The sequence below is a fragment of the Sphingobacterium sp. WOUb80 genome (genome assembly GCF_050058145.1).
Taxonomy (GTDB): domain Bacteria; phylum Bacteroidota; class Bacteroidia; order Sphingobacteriales; family Sphingobacteriaceae; genus Sphingobacterium.
Genome location: NZ_CP165617.1, coordinates 2,046,106 through 2,064,558 on the forward strand (window position 1 = coordinate 2,046,106; position 18,453 = coordinate 2,064,558).

Genomic DNA, 18,453 nt, shown 5'->3' on the forward strand with positions numbered 1-18,453 from the left:
TCTATTATTTTAATTTGATCTGTACGGCTTTCCCTGTATAGGTTACTGCTGTTGATTTTTTTGATGAAACATCCAGTCCGACGACGTTGCTATCGCTGACAAAAATGATATTGAACTTTCTTTTGGTCAACATGCCCTCGAAATCTCCCCGACGGTTAGCTAAAGAAAGTGTCTGCGTCGAATTGTCGTAGCTGAAATCAATACGGCTGTACCTTCCTTTTTCATAATTATAGTTGCAGCCTTCGTCTTCATAGAGTGAAAACTGACCGTTTGCCCCTGCATAAATATAAAGATCCAGCACATCCGCCTTTTTCTCCGTCGTATACTGCATAACGGGTCCAATAGGTAATATAGATCCGGCTCTGACATAGACAGGGATACGTTCGTAGGGTGCCGCAACAAGCAGATCCTGCCCACCTGCTATCATCTTGCCATTGTATAGATCATACCAGCTGGTTCCTTTCGGAAAATGTATCTTGCGTGAGGTCGCCCCTTTTTCTGTAACTGGATTGATCAGTAAAGATGGCCCCCAGAGGTATTGGTCGTTGCTATCGAATCCATCTTTGTCTTGTGGAAAATCCATGGCAAGGCCACGTATCATCGTATAGTCTTCAAAAAAAGTCTTTGCGGCAAGACTGTAGTTGTAGGCGAGTAATTTATACCTTAGGCCGATCGCATAGGTCATGCTTTTATAGGCTGGATGATCTGCCGGAGCGATATTGTACGGCTCGCGGTAGGGATATTGTCCATGCGCCCTGAACAAAGGCAAGAATGCCCCGTATTGGTACCAGCGGCTATTCAGCTCGCGCCACTCCTCCAAGTCCACCGCATTAGGTTTGTGAAATCTATTTTCAACCAAAAAACCACCGGCATCCATTGTCCAGTACGGAATACCGGACATCGAGAAATTGATGCCCCCTGCAATCTGATCTTTCATATCATGCCATCTCGAAGCAATATCGCCACTCCAGGCCGCCGCGGCATAGCGCTGTTGGCCTGCAAAAAAGGAGCGTGTCAGAATAAATACCCGTTTATTGGGATCTGTTTCACGCTGTCCCTCGTAGATGCCCTTCGCATTTTGTAAAGGGAACGCATTATAATAGCGCACCGATGATCCTATACTCGGCTGAAAAACCGACTTTCGTTCATCCAGATCAATATTGGAGTGAATATCGGGTTCGCTGGCATCCATCCACCAGGCATCGATCCCGATTTTAAAAAGGTTATTGTCCAACAATTTCCAGAACCCATCGCGTGCTTCTTTGTTGAAAGGGTCATAAAAAGTTGAGGTATAACCCTTTCCAATCCAATCTTTACGACCATCATAGATATTGCGTAGATAGATCCATTTGTTCGCTTTAAATTCTTGGTATACGGAAGATTCTTCATTGATTTTGGGCCAGGCCGAAATCATGATCTTAAAGTGCTGATCATGCAGCTTCTTCACCATGGCCTGAGGATCTGGAAAACGCTTTCCATCAAATTTCTGGCTCCCCCAGTCGTTTTCAGACCAGTAAGACCAATCCTGCACAATATTGTCGATCGGGATCTTACGCTTGCGAAATTCGGTCGCCACCTCTTCAATTTCCGCTTGCGTTTTGTAGCGTTCCCTGCTCTGCCAAAACCCAAAGCTCCAAAGCGGCATAATCGGTGCCTTACCGGACAAGTGGCGATAACCTGCAATAACCTCATCCATTGATGCACCCTGAACAAAGTAATAATCAATGGCATCGCCGGCTTCCGAATTAAAGGAAAATAAGTTTTTACGCGCTTCTGGGATGGGACTCTGCCAGTTAAAGGTAAAATAAGACTCACCCCCATCCGGTATCCATTCCATGCGAATCTGATGCGTCTTATCGTTCTGCAGGTCTCTTTCTATTTCAAAGGTACCTGCATTCCAGGACTGCCGCCAGCGGTCGGCGACCTGCTCACCATCAATCCAGACTTTCATATAACCCGAATATTTAAAATGCAGCACATGCCTGCCCGTGTAGGGCGAGGAGAAACTTCCTTCATAGATGACTTTGCTTTCGGCCAGATTTACACCCTTTGGAAACTTGTGCTGATCCGTTAGATAGCCATAATCGATGATCGATTCTGGCCGGGATAAATAGATCTCGTCGGCTTTACTTCGATTTACATAGGTTGCTGTGAGCCAACCTGGTTCACCTTCCTTGGACAGCAACTTAAAAGCATTTAAGGGCAATAATGGCCTCACGTCGCCTGCCTTTGTAATGGAGTAATTGTGCCATAAGATACCATAGTTGTTGGTGGACAGCAAAAAGGGTATTCCGATTTCTGTATTATACTGCAGCAGCGAAACCTGTTTTCCGCGGTTATAGTTCATCACCGCGTTCTGATGTTGGCCAAGTCCATAGATCCCTTCCTCAGCATTGACAATAAAGTCTTGGTTAAGGTGATAAAACGCATCTCCCTGATAACTATTGGCTAAGAAAGAACTTGAATTTCGCTTTGCTTCTTTAAGGATGGATTGCCCCTTCAGATCATAAAACGCTACTTTGCCACTCTCCAAAGAAACGACAGCCTGCATATTGGCTGTTTTTAAATTGACGGTGGAGTCGGTCGAGCTTACCGCTAAAGATTTCACTTGTCGACGCAGTGAATCGACGATGACTAAACTTGTTTGGCTCGGTAAAGCGGCCCCTGTAGGAACAGCAGTGACACGCACGATCTTATCGGTCACGACATCCAAATAGACATCCTGATCAATGGAGGTTTCCGAATTTTTGAAGCTGACCTTAATCCCGGTAGACGTTTTTTCATAATGAGCTTTATTGGTTTGGCTAAAACCCTGCTGCGCCATTGTGAAGAGCAGCAAACCACTTAAAGCATACGTTAAGTTGCGCATTTAAATAAGATTTATTGGTTATTGTATTCCCTTGGTTATTACGCGTCCTTTCCTATTGAAAGAACGAATCAAATATAGAATGCAACCGGTTGTATAAGGGGTATGTTTTGTTAACTTTTGGGGGTTATTTTGTTAACATATACGGGAATATTTGCAGGCAGAACAGCTATCAAACGACTGACCTACAAGCTTTTTCTGTAAAAAGACGGCAAGTTTCCAAATGCAGATTTAAAATATTTGCTGAATTGTTTCGGATTTCCAAATCCCACTTCATAAGCAATTTCAGCCATCGATAATTTCGAATTCTGAACTAAATGCATGGCACGTTTGAGCCGGATATGCCGGATGTATTCCATCGGTGAATAACCCGTGATGGCAAGCACCTTTTTATAAAGTCCTACGCGGGTGATATTCATTCTTTTGGCAAGATGCTCGACAGAAAGCGAAGAATCACTGAGATCCTGTTCAATTTCCTTTACCAGCGCACGGATAAACTGTTCATCAGCAGATGCAATATCGGGCTGGGCTAGATTGACATTGATCTGCTTTTTATACCGTTTTACCAGCGTCTGCTGCTGATTGAGTATCTGCGCTAATTTCGAACGCAGCAGGCTGATATTAAAAGGCTTGTTGATATAATCTGTAGCACCGGCCTGTAAAGCCTCCAGTTCGATTTTCTGATTGACTACCGCAGTCACAATCAGTACAGGGATATGGACCAGCTTGGCCTGGGCTTTTATATAGCGACAAAAATCCAATCCGCTCTCTCCGGGCAGGCTGAGATCAGTAATGACCAGATCAACTTGCTGCTTGCTCAGGATCAATTTTGCTTCATTGATACTTTGCGCAGAGCGGATTACGTAAGCTGATCTAAGCATTCGCTCCAGGTAGCGAAGGAAATCAATATCATCTTCGACCAATAGAATTGCGGGTTTATCCTGCTTGCTGTCTTCAACGGGATCGGGGTTCGCTGCGGCCTTATTTAAGGGCAGCTGAATAGCAAATGTCGTCCACCGCGCATTGCTGCTCAGCCTGATATTTCCACCCAAGAATTCAACATAGTCTTTGACAATAGAAAGTCCGATACCCGTACCCTGATTCAGTTTTCCATTTGGCACATCCAGCTGCATGTAGCGTTCAAAAACGCGGGATTGTAGATTTTCGGGAATCGCTGTGCCCTGATTTTGAACCTCAATGCGCAAGGCCTTTCCTGCTTCTTGTTCGGTTACTTCGGCATGGAATGCCACAATACCGGATACTGGGCTAAATTTGATCGCATTCGACATCAGATTGAAAATAATGCTTTCCAGTTTGTTTTTGTCAAACCAAGACGGATATGCGTCTGGAGCGATATTAACCTGCAGGGAGATCTGATTGCTTTGAGCCATTCCGACAAAGGCATCGAGCTGTTCACGGATAAATCCCATGAGGTCCCCATACTCTTCGTTCAGTTCCAGTTCACTTTTCTCCAATTTTCTAAAGTCCAGTAGCTGATTGACCAATTTAAGCAGGCGGTCCGCATTTTTCCTGATCAAGTTTAGGTCAGCTTTTTTTTCTGGATGCTGCTCTTCATCCAACAACTGCTGTGTTGGGGTTAGAATCAAGCTAATCGGAGTCCTGAATTCATGACTTATATTGGTAAAGAAACGTGTTTTCAATGCATCTAGTTCTCTCGCCTGTGTAGCCTGTTCTTGGGCGAGATAAAGTTGATTGCGCGTCTTGACACGCAGTTTTGTCAAGTAAAAATAAGCCCACAGGACGACCAAAATCAGACAGGTATAGAAAAGAAAGGCCCAGGTAGAACGCCAAAAAGGCGGTTGTATATCTATTCTCAGGAGCAGCACACCCTCAGACCAGCTATTCGAATCGATGGCATGCCGGATATATAAGCTGTAGCTGCGGGTGTCTAGATTGGTGAAATTGGCACGCATGGTTCCCGGTTCAAAATCAAACCATTCATCACTCAGACCAGCAAGCTGATATTGGTAGAGTCCATTATGCTGTTGCAGGTAGTCAAAGGTAGAGAACTCTAACGAAATAGCATTTAGATTGTACGGAAGGCTCAGTTCCCTGAGATTATTGAGGGCTTGATCGTAAATGACCCGGCCCGAAAATTCCTCACCTACAGCTACCCGCTTGTTGAATAAATAGAGATTGGACAAAAGCGGCAGGATCAGTTCACTTTCGTGGCTAATTTTTGTAGGGTCAATAAAATTAAACCCTTTTGGCCCGCCAAAGACAAGTCTTCCGTCCCGCATTTTTAAAGCGGCGTTTTCATTGAATACGTTCCCCTGAAGACCCAGTTCCTGCGTAAAATTGCGGATGATAAACTTCTCTGCCTGCCCCTTGCCGACAATCGCCGACAGGCCTTTGTTTGTTGAAGCCCAAATAGCCCCTTGATTATCTACCAAGAGTGCCAAAATCGCATCGTCGCTGAGCCCATCTTGTTGTGTGAGATAGCTTATTTTCGCACCGTCGATTACATGCAATCCCTCTTGTGTCGCTACCCAAATCCGACCAGTTTTATCCTCTTTAATATCATAAATCAGATCATTCATCAGTTTCATGGGTGAACTGGATGTATTGACATAACTGATTTTGTCGTCGGGAGCCAACAATGCCAAGCCCGTAGCTGTGCCAATCCAGAGCCGCTTTTTTGAATCCTCAAATAAGACAGAGATATAACTGCTGTTGATAGTTTTGCCCTGTCTTGTATATGTTTTCGAAAACTGTTCTGTTTTTTTATCAAACAGGTACAGGCCGGTGCTCAGCGTTCCTATCCAAAACCGATGCTGACTATCTTCATAGATCTCCCATACACTATCGTCGTTCAATTTTCCGGGAGCCGAGTCACGGTGGAAAACCTTAAAACTTTTGCCATCAAATCGACACATACCACCCCGATAAGTTCCGATCCACAGCCTGTCTTCCGCATCCAGCAGTAGGGAAACGATCACGTTGGAGCTCAAACTATTGGGATCCTGCGGATCATGCAGGTATTGTGTAAAGGTTTTCTGACGGCTATCATAATAGAGCAGTCCCCCACCATTTGTCCCGATCCAGAGATTACCCTTGCGGTCCTCTACAAACTTATTGACATCGTCAAAGGGAAGTGATTTGGGAAGCCCTGGATAGTTCCTGATTAAGGAGAATAACAACAGGTTAGGATGATAATAACTGATACCGCCTTTATAGGTTCCCGTCCATATGATACCTGACTTATCCCGATATAAACAGGTTATACTATTGTAAGGCAGACTCCGTAAGTCATATTTATCATTGCCAATGATTTCGATACTGTTCGTTCTCTTATTGTAGACATTGATACCACCATGATCTGTACCTAACCAGAGATCTCCTTTATCGTCTTGCACGATATTGCCTACAAAGGGATTGGACAGTTCTTTTTGAATATGCCGAATTACGCCATCTTTTGGGTCAAGCCAGTATACACCAATGGGAATATCCTTTGAGAAAATCCATAAGACGCCCTCCTGATCGGCAAATAGATTATAATTTACAAGTTTATTGCTGACCGGCAATAAGCAGGTTTTGATACTTTGCAGTGACTTTGTATCGATGTAGCCCAGCAGGCCATTTTCGTAGATTACCCAGATCGTTTGCCCTTGCCCGGCTATCACATCAGCAATGCGATTGTTTTTGGTCAACTGCGGGACAGTACGGTATGTTTTGGTTTGGCTATCGTACAAAATCAGCGAACGATCGCTATACAATAGTGCAAAGATCTGCCCTTCCAGCCGCCTTATTGTGTGTACGTCTTTGACGGGCAACTTTAAGCTAGTCAGTATGGAATCAAGGTGCTGCAAGATAATGCCTGAACGCTGATCATACACATTCATCCCGTTGCTGGTACGGATCCATACATTGCCTTCCGGCCCCTCAAAGATTGCTGAAATCACATTTCCACTCAGGCCTGTGCGCTTACTGGCGGCATATCGGAAATTGGTGAATTGTACCCCATCAAAACGGCTCAAGCCAGACTCGGTACCAAACCACAGATAATTGTTCTTATCTCTAAAGGCACAATTGACGTGATTATGGACCAAACCTTGGTCAGAAGTCAAGGTTTTAAACGCATAGGTATTGACCTGGCTCCAAGCCGAAGATTGACCTACGAAAAGGAGAAGAAAAATGCTGAGATATACGTATAAAAAAGACTTAAGCTGCTGCATTGGTTATGATCTCCCCAATGATACAAAAATTGAGCAAATCCAGCAAATCCGAGCATTCATTTTAATGCGACCAATATTCTTATTAATTTAAACTAGCATTTCTGTATTCATTGGGCGTATACCCTACCCTATTTTTAAATAACCGGCTAAAATGCTGTGGATATTTAAATCCCAATTCAAATGCGATTTCATTAATTGTTCTATTGGTATCAAATATCCTTTCTTTAGCAATCTCTATTAACTTGTTCTGAATATATTCCTGTGCAGTTTTCCCTGTTTCTTTCTTCACAAGATCACCAAAATAATTGGGTGATAAAAATAGCTGTTCAGCAAAGTACGCTACGGTAGGCAGGCCGTTCTGTTCCGGTTGGTCTGACTGGAAATACGCATTTAATAGCTCATCAAATTTTTCTAAAACTCCTTTATTGACATTTTCCCGTGTAATAAACTGCCTGTCGTAAAAGCGCTGGCAATAATCCAGAAAGAGTTCGATGTTAGAAACGATAAGCTTTTTCGTATGCTTGTCGATACTGTGTGCAAGCTCATGTTTAACCTTGTTCAGACAATCCATAATAATCTTTCTTTCCTGCTCAGAAAGATGCAGCGCCTCACTGGCAGAATAGGAAAAGAAGGTATAATTGATAATCTCCTTTGCTAAAGAAGTGCCGTACAATAACTCTGGATGAAATACTAAGGCTGTTCCCTGGGGCTGATAGAAATCAGTACCATTCTCGCCTATCACCTGACCGGGAGCCAAAAATATCAATGTTCCCTCTTCATAGTCATAGTTCTTAAGGCCATACCTTAGATCACCGCATTTTATTTCCTTAAAAAACACCGTATAGAACTCATACCTGAGTTTGGAGAGTTTACGAGGACTTGCCTTGCTCAAATCAACCACACTGATTAATGGATGCAAAGTCTCATTGTTATTGAAATTATTGTATTCCGTAATACTCTTAAAATTGATGATCTCTTCCATTTGTTTAAATGTTATTAAACAAATTTACAAAACTGAAATTCAACAATTTATTATATCAGTAAGATTGGTAGAACTATCCGTAATCCATATACCTAAACCCTGGAATGCAACACCGAACTTTGTTTGTAATGGATGGTATAATATAAACCGGCCTAAATATAGGCTTAAACGTATTACATATTAAAAACAATATACACATGGAAAAGAGAAAATTAGGAAATAGCGGACTTGAAGTGTCTGCGCTTGGATTGGGCTGTATGGGCTTGAGTTTTGGTTATGGTCCAGCGGCTGTGCATACAGATGCTATTCAGTTGATCCGCTCGGCTTTTGAATCGGGAATTACTTTCTTTGATACGGCTGAATGTTATGGCCCCTTTACAAACGAAACCTTGCTCGGAGAAGCGTTGGAGCCATTCAGAGATCATATCGTGATTGCAACCAAATTTGGTTTTGAAAACGGAGATTCAAAAAAAGGCCTTGATAGTAGTCCTGCGAGAATCAGGATCGCAGTTGAGGGATCATTAAAAAGGCTTCGTACAGATCGGATCGACCTCCTTTATCAGCACCGAACCGATCCAAAAATTGCTATTGAGGAGGTTGCCGGTACAGTGAAGGATCTTATCAAGGAAGGAAAAGTGAAACATTGGGGACTGTCAGAAGCGGGAACTGAGACAATACGCCGTGCGCATGCTGAGCGCCCCCTGGCAGCATTGCAGAGTGAATATTCGCTGTTTTACCGTGAACCCGAAAAAGATATCTTACCGCTGCTTGTAGAGCTGGGCATTGGATTTGTTCCGTTCAGCCCACTGGGCAAAGGATTTTTAACGGGTGCAATTGACGAGAAAACACAATTTGATCCGTCTGATTTCAGAAATATTGTGCCCCGATTTTCAGCGGAAAACAGAAAAGCCAATCAGAACTTAGTGGAGCTTGTAAAATCTATTGCCCTGCGAAAGGAAGCTACTCCAGCACAGGTTGCTCTAGCTTGGTTACTAGCTCAGAAACCTTGGATAGCCCCTATTCCGGGAACTACCAAACTGCACCGTCTGGAAGAGAATATCGGTGCTGTGGCCTTGAAATTAACGCCTACAGATATTCAGCAAATCGAAGATGCGGCTTCCCAGATAACGATTCAGGGAGCCCGTTATCCCGCAGATTTACAGAACCGAGTCGGAAAATAAAAAGAGATTTAAAATTATTAAGAAATGCAACAGATCAAATATTTCATCGTCGCCATATTTATGGCAACAGGCATTACCTCCGAAGCACAGGACAAAATAAAAAATCCATTTGGACTTGTCTACAGGGATGCTATTACGGAGAATGTAAAAGGAAAAGTAAATATACATCCTGTGACCTATAAACTGAATGGAATAGACATCGCTGCGAATGTTTATACCCCCGCAAATTATGACGCTTCGAAAAAATATCCGGCTATTATCGTAGCCCATCCCAATGGTGGAATCAAGGAGCAAACTGCGGGTTTGTACGCACAGCGACTTGCTGAGTCGGGTTACATAACCATGGCTGCCGACGCTTCTTATCAGGGAGCCAGCGGCGGAGTGCCCAGACATACGGACAAACCACAGTTCAGAACAGAGGATATCCATGGAATGGCAGATTATATAGCAAACTATGCAGGTGTCGACCCTGCCCGTCTCGGTGCCCTAGGGATCTGCGGCGGCGGTGGGTATACACTCAAGGCCGCACAGTCCGATAAACGTTTAAAAGCTGTTGCGACATTAAGCATGTTCAATTCAGGTGAAGTGAGACGTCATGGATTTCAGAATTCACAGCTAAGCACCGTTGAGCAACGCCTTAAACAAGCATCAGATGCCCGGGCGCAGGAAGCAGCAGGTGGAGCGATCAGATATTCAGGTATTGCGAGCATAACGGACCAAGAAATAGCCAAAACTCCTACTGACCTCTATCGTGAAGGGTTTGAGTACTATTACAGAACCCATGCCCATCCAAATTCAACGTTTTTATATACCACCAGCAGCCTGATGGACCTGATGACATGGGATGCGACAGATGGAATCGAATTGATCGACCAGCCTTTATTGATGATGGCCGGAAGCAAAGCAGATACCAAATACATGACGGATGAGGCTTTTCCTAAAGCAAAGAACGCTAAAAACAAAGAGCTCTTTTTGATAGATGGCGCAACACATATAGAAACGTATTGGAAAAAAGAATACGTTGCAAAAGCGGTAAATAAACTGGTTGATTTCTATCACCAAAATCTTCAATAACAAGCAAAATATACTTATCATGAGAAAATTATTGCTCGGCCTATGCTTGATCCTATCTTCCATGCTGTATGCTGGCCAGTATACGGAGAAAGATCCCTTAAATAACAAAGAAAAGAGTTTAGTCCGTATCGCTGCGACAGCTGCCAAAGGTGACCTCGCAGGACTGAAAGATGTGCTTAACAATGGGCTTGATGATGGATTGACAATCAATCAGATTAAAGAGGGAATCATACATCTTTATGCCTACGCTGGTTTTCCACGAAGCATACGAGGCTTGCAGACCCTGATGGCAGTGCTCGAGGAGAGAAAAGCTAAAGGCATAAATGACAGGACAGGCGCAGATGCATCCCCTATTCGAAACGACCAGACAAAATACGATCGTGGAAAAGCGATATTAGAACAGCTCACGGGCGTACCGGAAGGAGATCCCAAAACTGGTTATGCAGCTTTTGCCCCGACTATTGAAGTATTTCTAAAAGAACATCTATTTGCCGATATTTTTGAACGGGATGTGCTCTCACATGCAGAAAGAGAACTTGTAACAGTATCCGTACTGGCCAGTATAGGCGGTGTGGAGCCGATGCTGAAATCCCATCTGACCATTTGTTTACATATTGGTTTATCCGCGGAAAAACTAGTGCAGTTTATAAGTGTTATTGGATCGACAGTAGGCGAAAAAGAAAGTTTAAATGCGCAAAAAGTCTTGGACGGGATATTGGCGGAAATATCCAAAATTTAAGAACTATGAATTTAAAAAACACAGCGATATTATTTATAACAGGCATATTGGGACTCTCCTGTAGCCAACAAGAGCAGCAAAATACAGTGCAGGAGAAAACACATGAGCCAGTTTTTGAAAAAGGCCAGAAGATTACAAACGACAACTTTACCGGAACAGTATATTTAAATAACCTGGTAACAGCAGATAGCCTCAACCAGAATGCAGTCGGCAGTGTAACCTTCGAACCGGGTGCTCGGACCAAATGGCATTCTCATCCTGCCGGACAGATTATCCTGGCTTTGGACGGAGTTGGTTATTACCAGGAAGAAGGCAAAGACAAAGTCATCGTTCGCAAAGGTGAAGTTGTCAAATGCCCAATTGACGTCCCTCATTGGCATGGAGCAAGTGCTGATTCTGCTTTTGTACAGGTTGCAATTACGGGCAGGGAAAAAGGAGAAACACTGTGGTATAAACAGGTAACAGACGAAGAATATAATCGTGAACCTAAATAGGACATTCGAATCTCGCTTCTTCCGCCAAGACAAAAACGCCTTTTGAGAAATCAAAAAGCGTTTTTTTGTTTTAGGCAAAGAGTACTATTGAATCAAGTACTTTCTGTCCTCTTACGCTTAGGCAAATAGTCTACATTTGCCACAATCAATTTACCCATAAGATTCTCAACGGCTATCTTTTCTTCTCTTCTTTTTTGCTAGAGGTCAGCACAAGAGCATGGATAGCTGGAAACAGCATGCTGAAAAAACGAAATTTGATCTATAAGCAGTATGGATGAAATTAATCCATCAACTGCAGTTTTGCAAGCTCGATTTTTGCATCATTTATATATACTTTAAAAGGCATTTCAACATAGGGATCTAACATTGTGTAGCCATTGACGAAATAATAAACAGACTTTTCAAAAGACTTCTTTGCATCTTTTTTTCTCTTCTGTCCCAGAAAAGCCAGTCCCTTATAGTAATATCCCTCAGCTAATTTGTCTGAATTTCGAAGCTGCTTGTCAAAATCCTCTAGCGCCCCCTTATAATCCTTTAATACCAACTTGATGTTCCCGCGATATAGGAAATCATACATTCCTACCCATTCTTCTCCATGTTCTTTACTTGAAATTGCTATACTTCTATTTGCATAGTCCAATGCGAGTTCATAGTGATCAAGACCAATTTCACAAAGAGCCATCCATGTATAGATATTGTAATCTCCAATAACCTTCGGGTTGTCAGGGCGTAACAGGTCAAAATTTTTAAAATCCTCAAGTGCCCCTTTATAGTCATGCAAAAATTTAGCTTTAGACCAAGCCCTAATATCCAAGAAATCGGCCGGCGATATTTCGATCGCTCGATTTAGACAATTCAACCATGTTGCGTAATCACCACGTTTCAAAAAAGGAACGCCTTTTTCCCTCCAGGCCTTTGCTAAGTTTGGGCATAATCTTATTGCACTATCAAGATAGAATTGTGACTGGTACGTTCCTTGATTGCCCTTTTCCTCGAAGAGCATTTCAGCCTTGGCACAATTAGACAGGGTATCAGCTTTCACTCCAAGTTGCTTAGACCCTGTCGCATTATTTCGATGACAAGATAAGAATATAAATATGCTAAGGAAGTATATCCGTAGTTTTTCCATTCCGAATAACAAAGGTTAAATATTGATAATAATCAGTTGGTTTCTGATGTATTTTGCCGATTTTCCAGTCTTTTAAACTCTTTGTAAAGTCCAGAATGGCAGAAACATGAGCTTTGCCAAATTGAGCTGTCCTATAATTGTTATCGACTTGCAATACCCTGAATCTGCCAGATTTTCCATCACAGTTTACTACGAATCTTACTGTGATAAATCCATCTTTAGCAGCTGGGCCGGAGAGGCTTGGTAGAAATAATTTACGCTTTGCCAATCTTAATATTTCTCTTCGCCCACCATGATATCCCCCATCTACACTATAGTATTGAGGAATATTATTCTCATAACAAACCTTCAATAAAGGCAAGTCAATACCCCTGTCCGGTTTGATATCTCCCACGCTTTGATCCACGTCTGCTTTTAACGACTCTAATACCTGTCCCTTTAGTGATTCGGTATTGTATATAATAATTAAAAGAGTTAAGTATCTCAAAAAATTCATTTGGGTTCAATCAAAATTCGTTAAAGCGCACTAATTGGTCTCCAAAATAAAAATACATTTTTTTAGATTACATTTAAAATAACAAAGAGTTATTAATTTTATTTTTAAAGAGATATCTACAATTATTATCAGTTTAAAACTCGTAATTTCGATGATTTCCTCTAACGTACTACAGATCATATTAAACATTAAACCAACTGGATACCATTTGACAAAAAAATTCACCATATTTATATCGGCCGATAAATATTTTCGATATCTTAACCTAGGAAACTTGTAAATTAATATTTAATTTACAAGACCGTATCACAAATGGTTTATTCCGCTTAAAATAAAATCAATATGAACAAATTATTATTAATAGTAGCAACTTTGCTTTCTTTCCTTGCCTGTAAGAAAAGCGAGCCCCTCGATGCAAACTTATATAGTGAAGTACAGCTAAATTTGGTAGGTGAAAATGATGAAAATGTCCTAAGTTCAAAACTAACAATAGCCGATCTGGATCTCTATTACGTCACAAGTTCAGGTGATAAAGTACTTCAAAATCATGGAAACCTAGATTTGCCGAAGAACATGGAAATTATAGATAGTCAACAGCATAAGGTACTGCGTCTGTTTGCAAACCTGGACGCTAAGCATAATGATTATGCGGAAACCTTATTAAAAGTAAAAGGCTACGAAGAAGTTTCCATAAAGATTAAGGTACAAAGACAAAAGGGAAGCCTTGGATACTCCGAGTTATTTTTAAACGGGACAAAAGTCTCGGCAGATCTTCTAGCTAAACCAGTGACGGTACAACTGAAAAAATAATTTTAATAGAAATGAAGAGGTTATTTATTCTGTCTGTTATCGGGCTGGCTATTAACGGTTGTTCAAAAAAAATCGATGGCACTGGCATTCGTGATGAAAAATGTAAAATAGTCTCCATCAAGAAATCAATGCCTGAGGTTTATACCATATTCAATTTCAGCTATGATGCCCAAGGAAAAATAAGCACCGTTGCTTATATCAGGTATGATAGCATTCAGAAAATGCCGCTGGAAATTGAGTCCACCTATAGCTATCATACGAGTTCTATAGTAGCCAATGTTTCCTATAAAAATAAAGATGAATTGAGCCATGAAGATACCTATACGCTGGATAAGAGAAATCTGATTATTTCCGACAGCCAGGGAAGGAAATTCGAATATGATTCCGAAGGAAAGCTAATTAAAATTACAAGTCGATGGGGCTCGTACAGTATTTTCTCCTATAAAGATGGTAATCTTGTTAGTCAACAGGATTACGATGAGGATGGTAAGCCCAACACATTGTTGACGGATAGTTTTGAATACGATTATACAAATGAATATATACCTTATTCAATGATTTATGGCGTCCATTATTTAGATCCAAGAACGGAAACAGTGCTTTACGAACAAGGATTTTTTGGCAAGCGAAGTAAAAATAGGATCAAGAGCTATAACACTACAGAAATATCTTACACCTTAGAGCCAAGTCAGATCAAAAAATTGTCTTCTGTATCTCCTTCAGGTTTTTTATTCATGGATTATTACTGGAGCTGCAAGTAAACGGAGGAGTCTGTCCATTCTTATCTAATCTTCGGTTTTACATTCCTTTATTGTCCTTTAGTTGAAGCTTTGCTTTTTTTGAGGTGCTATAGATAATAACAGCGCTTAGCATCATCAAGATAGAAGCCAGCAAAAACGGGGCCCCTGAAAACTGAAATGGCGCTTTATCATGTGTAAAGTAGTAAAAAAGATTGGTCATCATCGGTGGCCCGACAATCGAAGTTGCGCTTACCAGACTCGTTAATGCTCCTTGAAGCTCACCTTGTTGATTCGCAGGGATACTTTTGCTGATCATCGATTGAAGTGAGGGTCCACAGATACCGCCCAATGAATAAGGAATTAGAAATAGTAGCATCATCCAGCCCTCACCGGCAAAGGAAAACAGCAATAAACCCAGCGCATAAAAAATCAGGCCATAATAGATGCTTTTCTGCTCCCCTAATTTGGGCGCCGTCCATCTGATTAAAACACCCTGAACCAACCCAAGCAAAAGCCCCAGTATTCCCAAAGACAGTCCTACGGTCCTTTCTGACCAATCAAATTTATACATGGTAAAGAAATGCCAGTTACTCTGTACAGCGTGGAGTCCGATATAGACCAGAATTAATGCGACCGCCAAACTTGAAATTTCGGGATGCTTTGCCAGCAATTTCAGCGATCCAATCGGGTTTGCACGCTTCCACTCAAACGGCCGCCTTTTGGTTCTATCCAAACTCTCTGGAAGAATAAAATAACCATAGAGGAAGTTCAATAAGCATAGAACCGATGCAACATAAAAAGGAATCCGGGCTCCATAGTGCCCCAATACCCCTCCCATTACCGGACCTATAATAAATCCCAAACCAAATGCCGCACCTATCAGTCCAAAATTCTTCGTCCGGGTTTCATCCGTAGACACATCGGCAATATAAGAACTTGCTGTTGAAATACTGGCCCCAGTTAGGCCCGCAAGGATACGTCCAACAAATAGCCAACCAATAGATGGTGCCAATGCAAGTAGCAGATAATCTAATCCAAATCCCAGGAGCGAAATTAATAGGATCGGACGTCTTCCGTACCTGTCACTAAGATTACCGACCAACGGTGCGCAGATAAACTGTGTGCACGCATAGGCAAACCCCAACCAACCACCATATGTCGCGGCTTCGGTCATATCACCATGGATAAGTTCCGCGACAAGTTTAGGTACAACGGGAAGTATAATTCCCCAGCCTGTAATATCAATTAGCAAGGTGATAAATATAAAACCAACTGCTGCTTTTTTCGCTGTATTTTTCATGCCACAAAAATAGACAGCACCACAAAAGTAGGCATTGACAGCTTCATGGGTTTTACGTGCAATTTTTAAGGTAATTGGTCGATTACCTATGGAAGCTTGGTTATGGTCTGTTGATTCCGATAGGATGTTGGAGATACCCCGCTTATTCTTTTAAAATACCGACAGAAGATGCTAGTCTCTCCAAAATTTAATTCATGGCTGATTTCCTTGATGGACAGATTGGTCGATTTAAGCAGGGTCTTGGCTTCCAATATCAACAGATGATCAATCCATTGCGATACCGATCTACCCGTTTTTTCTTTCAGGAAGGTGGAAAGATACTGGGGTGTTAAATGAAGTTTCTCTGCATAAAAATTAACGTTTCTTTGTTCCTTGGCATGTTTTAAAACCAACTGATAGAAGTCATCGATAATTTCGTGTGTACGGCTTTTTGACAAACTCTTGGAACTAGGTAGCTCTGTATATAATTCGGCGATCATATTGATCATTACCATGACCAAATGTCGAAGCATTTCAGCTTTATTCGGGCTAGGCTTTTTATGGTAAAATCCCTTTATCAAAGTTATCAGTTCATTTTGTAAGCCACTTTCGTCCTCTTGTAGCCTAACGACAGGTTGCCAGCGCAGCTGATCGTTCATGACAAATTCACGCAGCATTGGAAATGCCGACATAAAATCGAGGGAGATCGCAATGGTTACGATTTCGGCGTCGTCACTCAGGTACTTTGTATCCATTAATAGCTGCGGTGGTAAAACCGCTATATCACCGGCATTTATTTGGTACTCCAGAAAATGGATCTGCATTTTCATCGATCCTTTTAGCATGAAACCAAGTAGCAATCCGTCAAATAAACGGCTATGTTCGGTATATCCATTACTTGCTCCGGCCAATTGATGGAATACAACGATGCCATCGGTCTTTTTTGAGGGATCAATAGGATACAACTGATAAACGTTATCCAGTGTGATAAATAAAGCCATGTACAAATATCGAAAATTTCAGTGTACACGATTCATTTATCTTTGCGATCGCTTTCATGGCCTCCCGGCAAAAAGGCGCTGAAAGGCCCGATGATGTAATTTTTCCGTTAAAGTCTATACCGAAGTGAAAAGTTGCGCCAAATTTCTGTTGCAAAGTGATGATCCGAATCCATATTTTCAAAAAACCAACTGTTTCCTCGTTTTACTAATTTTTGATCAATTCCATCTATCAGAATTGGCAGCTCGGTATCGAGCTTTGATAAAGATTTTTTTAACAACACCAGCTGATAATCCTGTCCTTTGTAAGTTAAACGGAACACCTGTGAACGATGTGGTTCCCCGCTTATCCCGTCAATTGTGCCTTGCATAAATATAGATCTTCTAAAATTTTTAAAATACAGCAATTACGCCAATACGAATACGCCAAAAGTATAAAATCGAGCAAAGATCAGCGTAACATTGCATTATTTTTATAACGAATATCAACAAATAATCGTGCCAAAATTGATGAATTTTCCGCTCCACTGTCGATGAATTTTTCCCTCCATTTTGATTTCGTCATTTTGGCTACAACCAAGCTCAATTTGGCAACAGGTACCCGATGTCTTCTGTAGACATTTGTGGTATGGAATCAAACAAAAATACCATGCAAAAGACAATTTTCATTACAGGAGCTTCTTCCGGTTTGGGAAAAGCAACTGCCAAACTATTCCAACAAGTGGGTTGGAATGTGATCGCAACCATGCGAAATCCCGAAAACGAAACCGAACTTACCGGAATCGATAACATCACGCTATTAAAACTGGATGTAACCGATCCTGCTCAAATTAAAGACACTGTAGCAAAAGCCATCTCTTTAAGCAAAATTGATGTCGTTTTCAATAATGCAGGTTATGGGCTAATGGGGGCGTTTGAAACGTTGAGCCACGAAAAAATACTTCGCCAAATCAATACCAATCTGTTGGGGGTATTGCGGGTCACACAAGCCTTTATTCCCCATTTTAGAGCACAGAAAAGTGGTTTATTTATTTCGACTACATCCATTGGTGGATTTATGGGATTCCCGCTAAATTCCATGTATCATGCGACAAAATTCGCCTTGGAGGGCTGGAGCGAAAGTATGTCCTTTGAATTGAAAAAATTTGGAATAGCCATCAAAACAGTTGCTCCGGGAGGAATAGCTACAGATTTCGCAGGTCGCTCTTTGGATATCAACCAATCTTCCGACTATCAGGACATAGAAGACAAACTTTTCGAACAAATGGGTCTGATGATGCAAAATGCATCTACGGCCGAGCAAATTGCGCATGTGGTGTATGAAGCTGCCACGGACAATAAAGATCAAGTACGTTATCTGGCAGGTGAAGATGCGCATGCACTCTATGAAAGACGATTGGAAATCGGAAAAGAAGCATTCAGGCAAGAAATCGCAAAACAATTTGAGGCCTAATCTTTTAATTCAGCAA

The 18,453-nt window shown here is 41.7% G+C and carries 15 protein-coding genes; 7 read left to right on the plus strand and 8 right to left on the minus strand.

Annotation, left to right across the window (positions count from 1 at the left end):
- Nucleotides 1-4: 4 nt before the first annotated feature.
- The 3 genes from AB1Z56_RS08410 to AB1Z56_RS08420 form a co-directional block, all read right to left on the minus strand.
- Nucleotides 5-2,869, minus strand: coding sequence for a TIM-barrel domain-containing protein (locus tag AB1Z56_RS08410; protein ID WP_426791689.1), 2,865 nt, complete (start codon nucleotides 2,867-2,869; stop codon nucleotides 5-7).
- Nucleotides 2,870-3,051: 182 nt separating this feature from the next.
- Nucleotides 3,052-7,062 (minus strand): two-component regulator propeller domain-containing protein, encoded by a 4,011-nt coding sequence (locus AB1Z56_RS08415; RefSeq protein ID WP_426791690.1) that lies wholly within the window; start codon nucleotides 7,060-7,062, stop codon nucleotides 3,052-3,054.
- Nucleotides 7,063-7,144: 82 nt separating this feature from the next.
- Entirely contained in the window at nucleotides 7,145-8,044 is a 900-nt protein-coding gene (locus AB1Z56_RS08420) for a helix-turn-helix domain-containing protein (protein ID WP_426791691.1), read from the minus strand.
- A gap of 197 nt (nucleotides 8,045-8,241) precedes the next feature.
- Here AB1Z56_RS08420 and AB1Z56_RS08425 point away from each other — a divergent pair, with 197 nt between their 5' ends.
- Genes AB1Z56_RS08425 through AB1Z56_RS08440 form a run of 4 tightly spaced genes read left to right on the plus strand, consistent with a single transcriptional unit; the run spans nucleotide 8,242 to nucleotide 11,532 of the window.
- The gene (locus tag AB1Z56_RS08425) at nucleotides 8,242-9,225 is read left to right on the plus strand and encodes an aldo/keto reductase (RefSeq protein ID WP_426791692.1); all 984 of its coding nucleotides are present in this window, start codon (nucleotides 8,242-8,244) and stop codon (nucleotides 9,223-9,225) included.
- Between the two features lie 24 nt (nucleotides 9,226-9,249).
- Nucleotides 9,250-10,299, plus strand: coding sequence for an alpha/beta hydrolase (locus AB1Z56_RS08430; protein ID WP_426791693.1), 1,050 nt, complete (start codon nucleotides 9,250-9,252; stop codon nucleotides 10,297-10,299).
- 19 nt (nucleotides 10,300-10,318) lie between these two features.
- Nucleotides 10,319-11,038, plus strand: a complete 720-nt coding sequence (locus AB1Z56_RS08435) for a carboxymuconolactone decarboxylase family protein (protein WP_426791694.1) — start codon at nucleotides 10,319-10,321, stop codon at nucleotides 11,036-11,038.
- A 5-nt stretch (nucleotides 11,039-11,043) separates the two neighbouring features.
- The gene (locus tag AB1Z56_RS08440) at nucleotides 11,044-11,532 is read left to right on the plus strand and encodes a cupin domain-containing protein (RefSeq protein WP_426791695.1); all 489 of its coding nucleotides are present in this window, start codon (nucleotides 11,044-11,046) and stop codon (nucleotides 11,530-11,532) included.
- A gap of 280 nt (nucleotides 11,533-11,812) precedes the next feature.
- Here AB1Z56_RS08440 and AB1Z56_RS08445 read toward each other — a convergent pair whose 3' ends face one another.
- Both AB1Z56_RS08445 and AB1Z56_RS08450 read right to left on the minus strand, forming a co-directional pair.
- Nucleotides 11,813-12,574, minus strand: coding sequence for a tetratricopeptide repeat protein (locus AB1Z56_RS08445; RefSeq protein WP_426791696.1), 762 nt, complete (start codon nucleotides 12,572-12,574; stop codon nucleotides 11,813-11,815).
- A gap of 58 nt (nucleotides 12,575-12,632) precedes the next feature.
- On the minus strand, nucleotides 12,633-13,157 hold the full coding sequence (locus tag AB1Z56_RS08450; RefSeq protein ID WP_426791697.1) for a hypothetical protein: 525 nt from the start codon (nucleotides 13,155-13,157) through the stop codon (nucleotides 12,633-12,635).
- Nucleotides 13,158-13,499: 342 nt separating this feature from the next.
- On the opposite strand from AB1Z56_RS08450, the gene AB1Z56_RS08455 reads away from it, so the two are divergent.
- Together AB1Z56_RS08455 and AB1Z56_RS08460 are read left to right on the plus strand one after the other, a co-directional pair.
- On the plus strand, nucleotides 13,500-13,967 hold the full coding sequence (locus tag AB1Z56_RS08455) for a hypothetical protein (protein WP_426791698.1): 468 nt from the start codon (nucleotides 13,500-13,502) through the stop codon (nucleotides 13,965-13,967).
- 11 nt (nucleotides 13,968-13,978) lie between these two features.
- Entirely contained in the window at nucleotides 13,979-14,728 is a 750-nt protein-coding gene (locus AB1Z56_RS08460; protein WP_426791699.1) for a DUF4595 domain-containing protein, read from the plus strand.
- Between the two features lie 37 nt (nucleotides 14,729-14,765).
- Here the strand turns inward: AB1Z56_RS08460 and AB1Z56_RS08465 are convergent, their stop codons facing one another.
- From AB1Z56_RS08465 to AB1Z56_RS08475, 3 genes are all read right to left on the minus strand, one after another.
- Nucleotides 14,766-16,007 (minus strand): TCR/Tet family MFS transporter, encoded by a 1,242-nt coding sequence (locus AB1Z56_RS08465; protein ID WP_426791700.1) that lies wholly within the window; start codon nucleotides 16,005-16,007, stop codon nucleotides 14,766-14,768.
- A gap of 86 nt (nucleotides 16,008-16,093) precedes the next feature.
- Nucleotides 16,094-16,987 (minus strand): helix-turn-helix domain-containing protein, encoded by an 894-nt coding sequence (locus AB1Z56_RS08470; protein ID WP_426791701.1) that lies wholly within the window; start codon nucleotides 16,985-16,987, stop codon nucleotides 16,094-16,096.
- A 107-nt stretch (nucleotides 16,988-17,094) separates the two neighbouring features.
- Nucleotides 17,095-17,355: a hypothetical protein gene (locus tag AB1Z56_RS08475; RefSeq protein ID WP_309360324.1), complete on the minus strand. Its 261-nt coding sequence runs from the start codon at nucleotides 17,353-17,355 to the stop codon at nucleotides 17,095-17,097.
- Between the two features lie 278 nt (nucleotides 17,356-17,633).
- On the opposite strand from AB1Z56_RS08475, the gene AB1Z56_RS08480 reads away from it, so the two are divergent.
- Nucleotides 17,634-18,437 (plus strand): SDR family oxidoreductase, encoded by an 804-nt coding sequence (locus tag AB1Z56_RS08480; protein WP_426791702.1) that lies wholly within the window; start codon nucleotides 17,634-17,636, stop codon nucleotides 18,435-18,437.
- Nucleotides 18,438-18,453 lie beyond the last annotated feature (16 nt).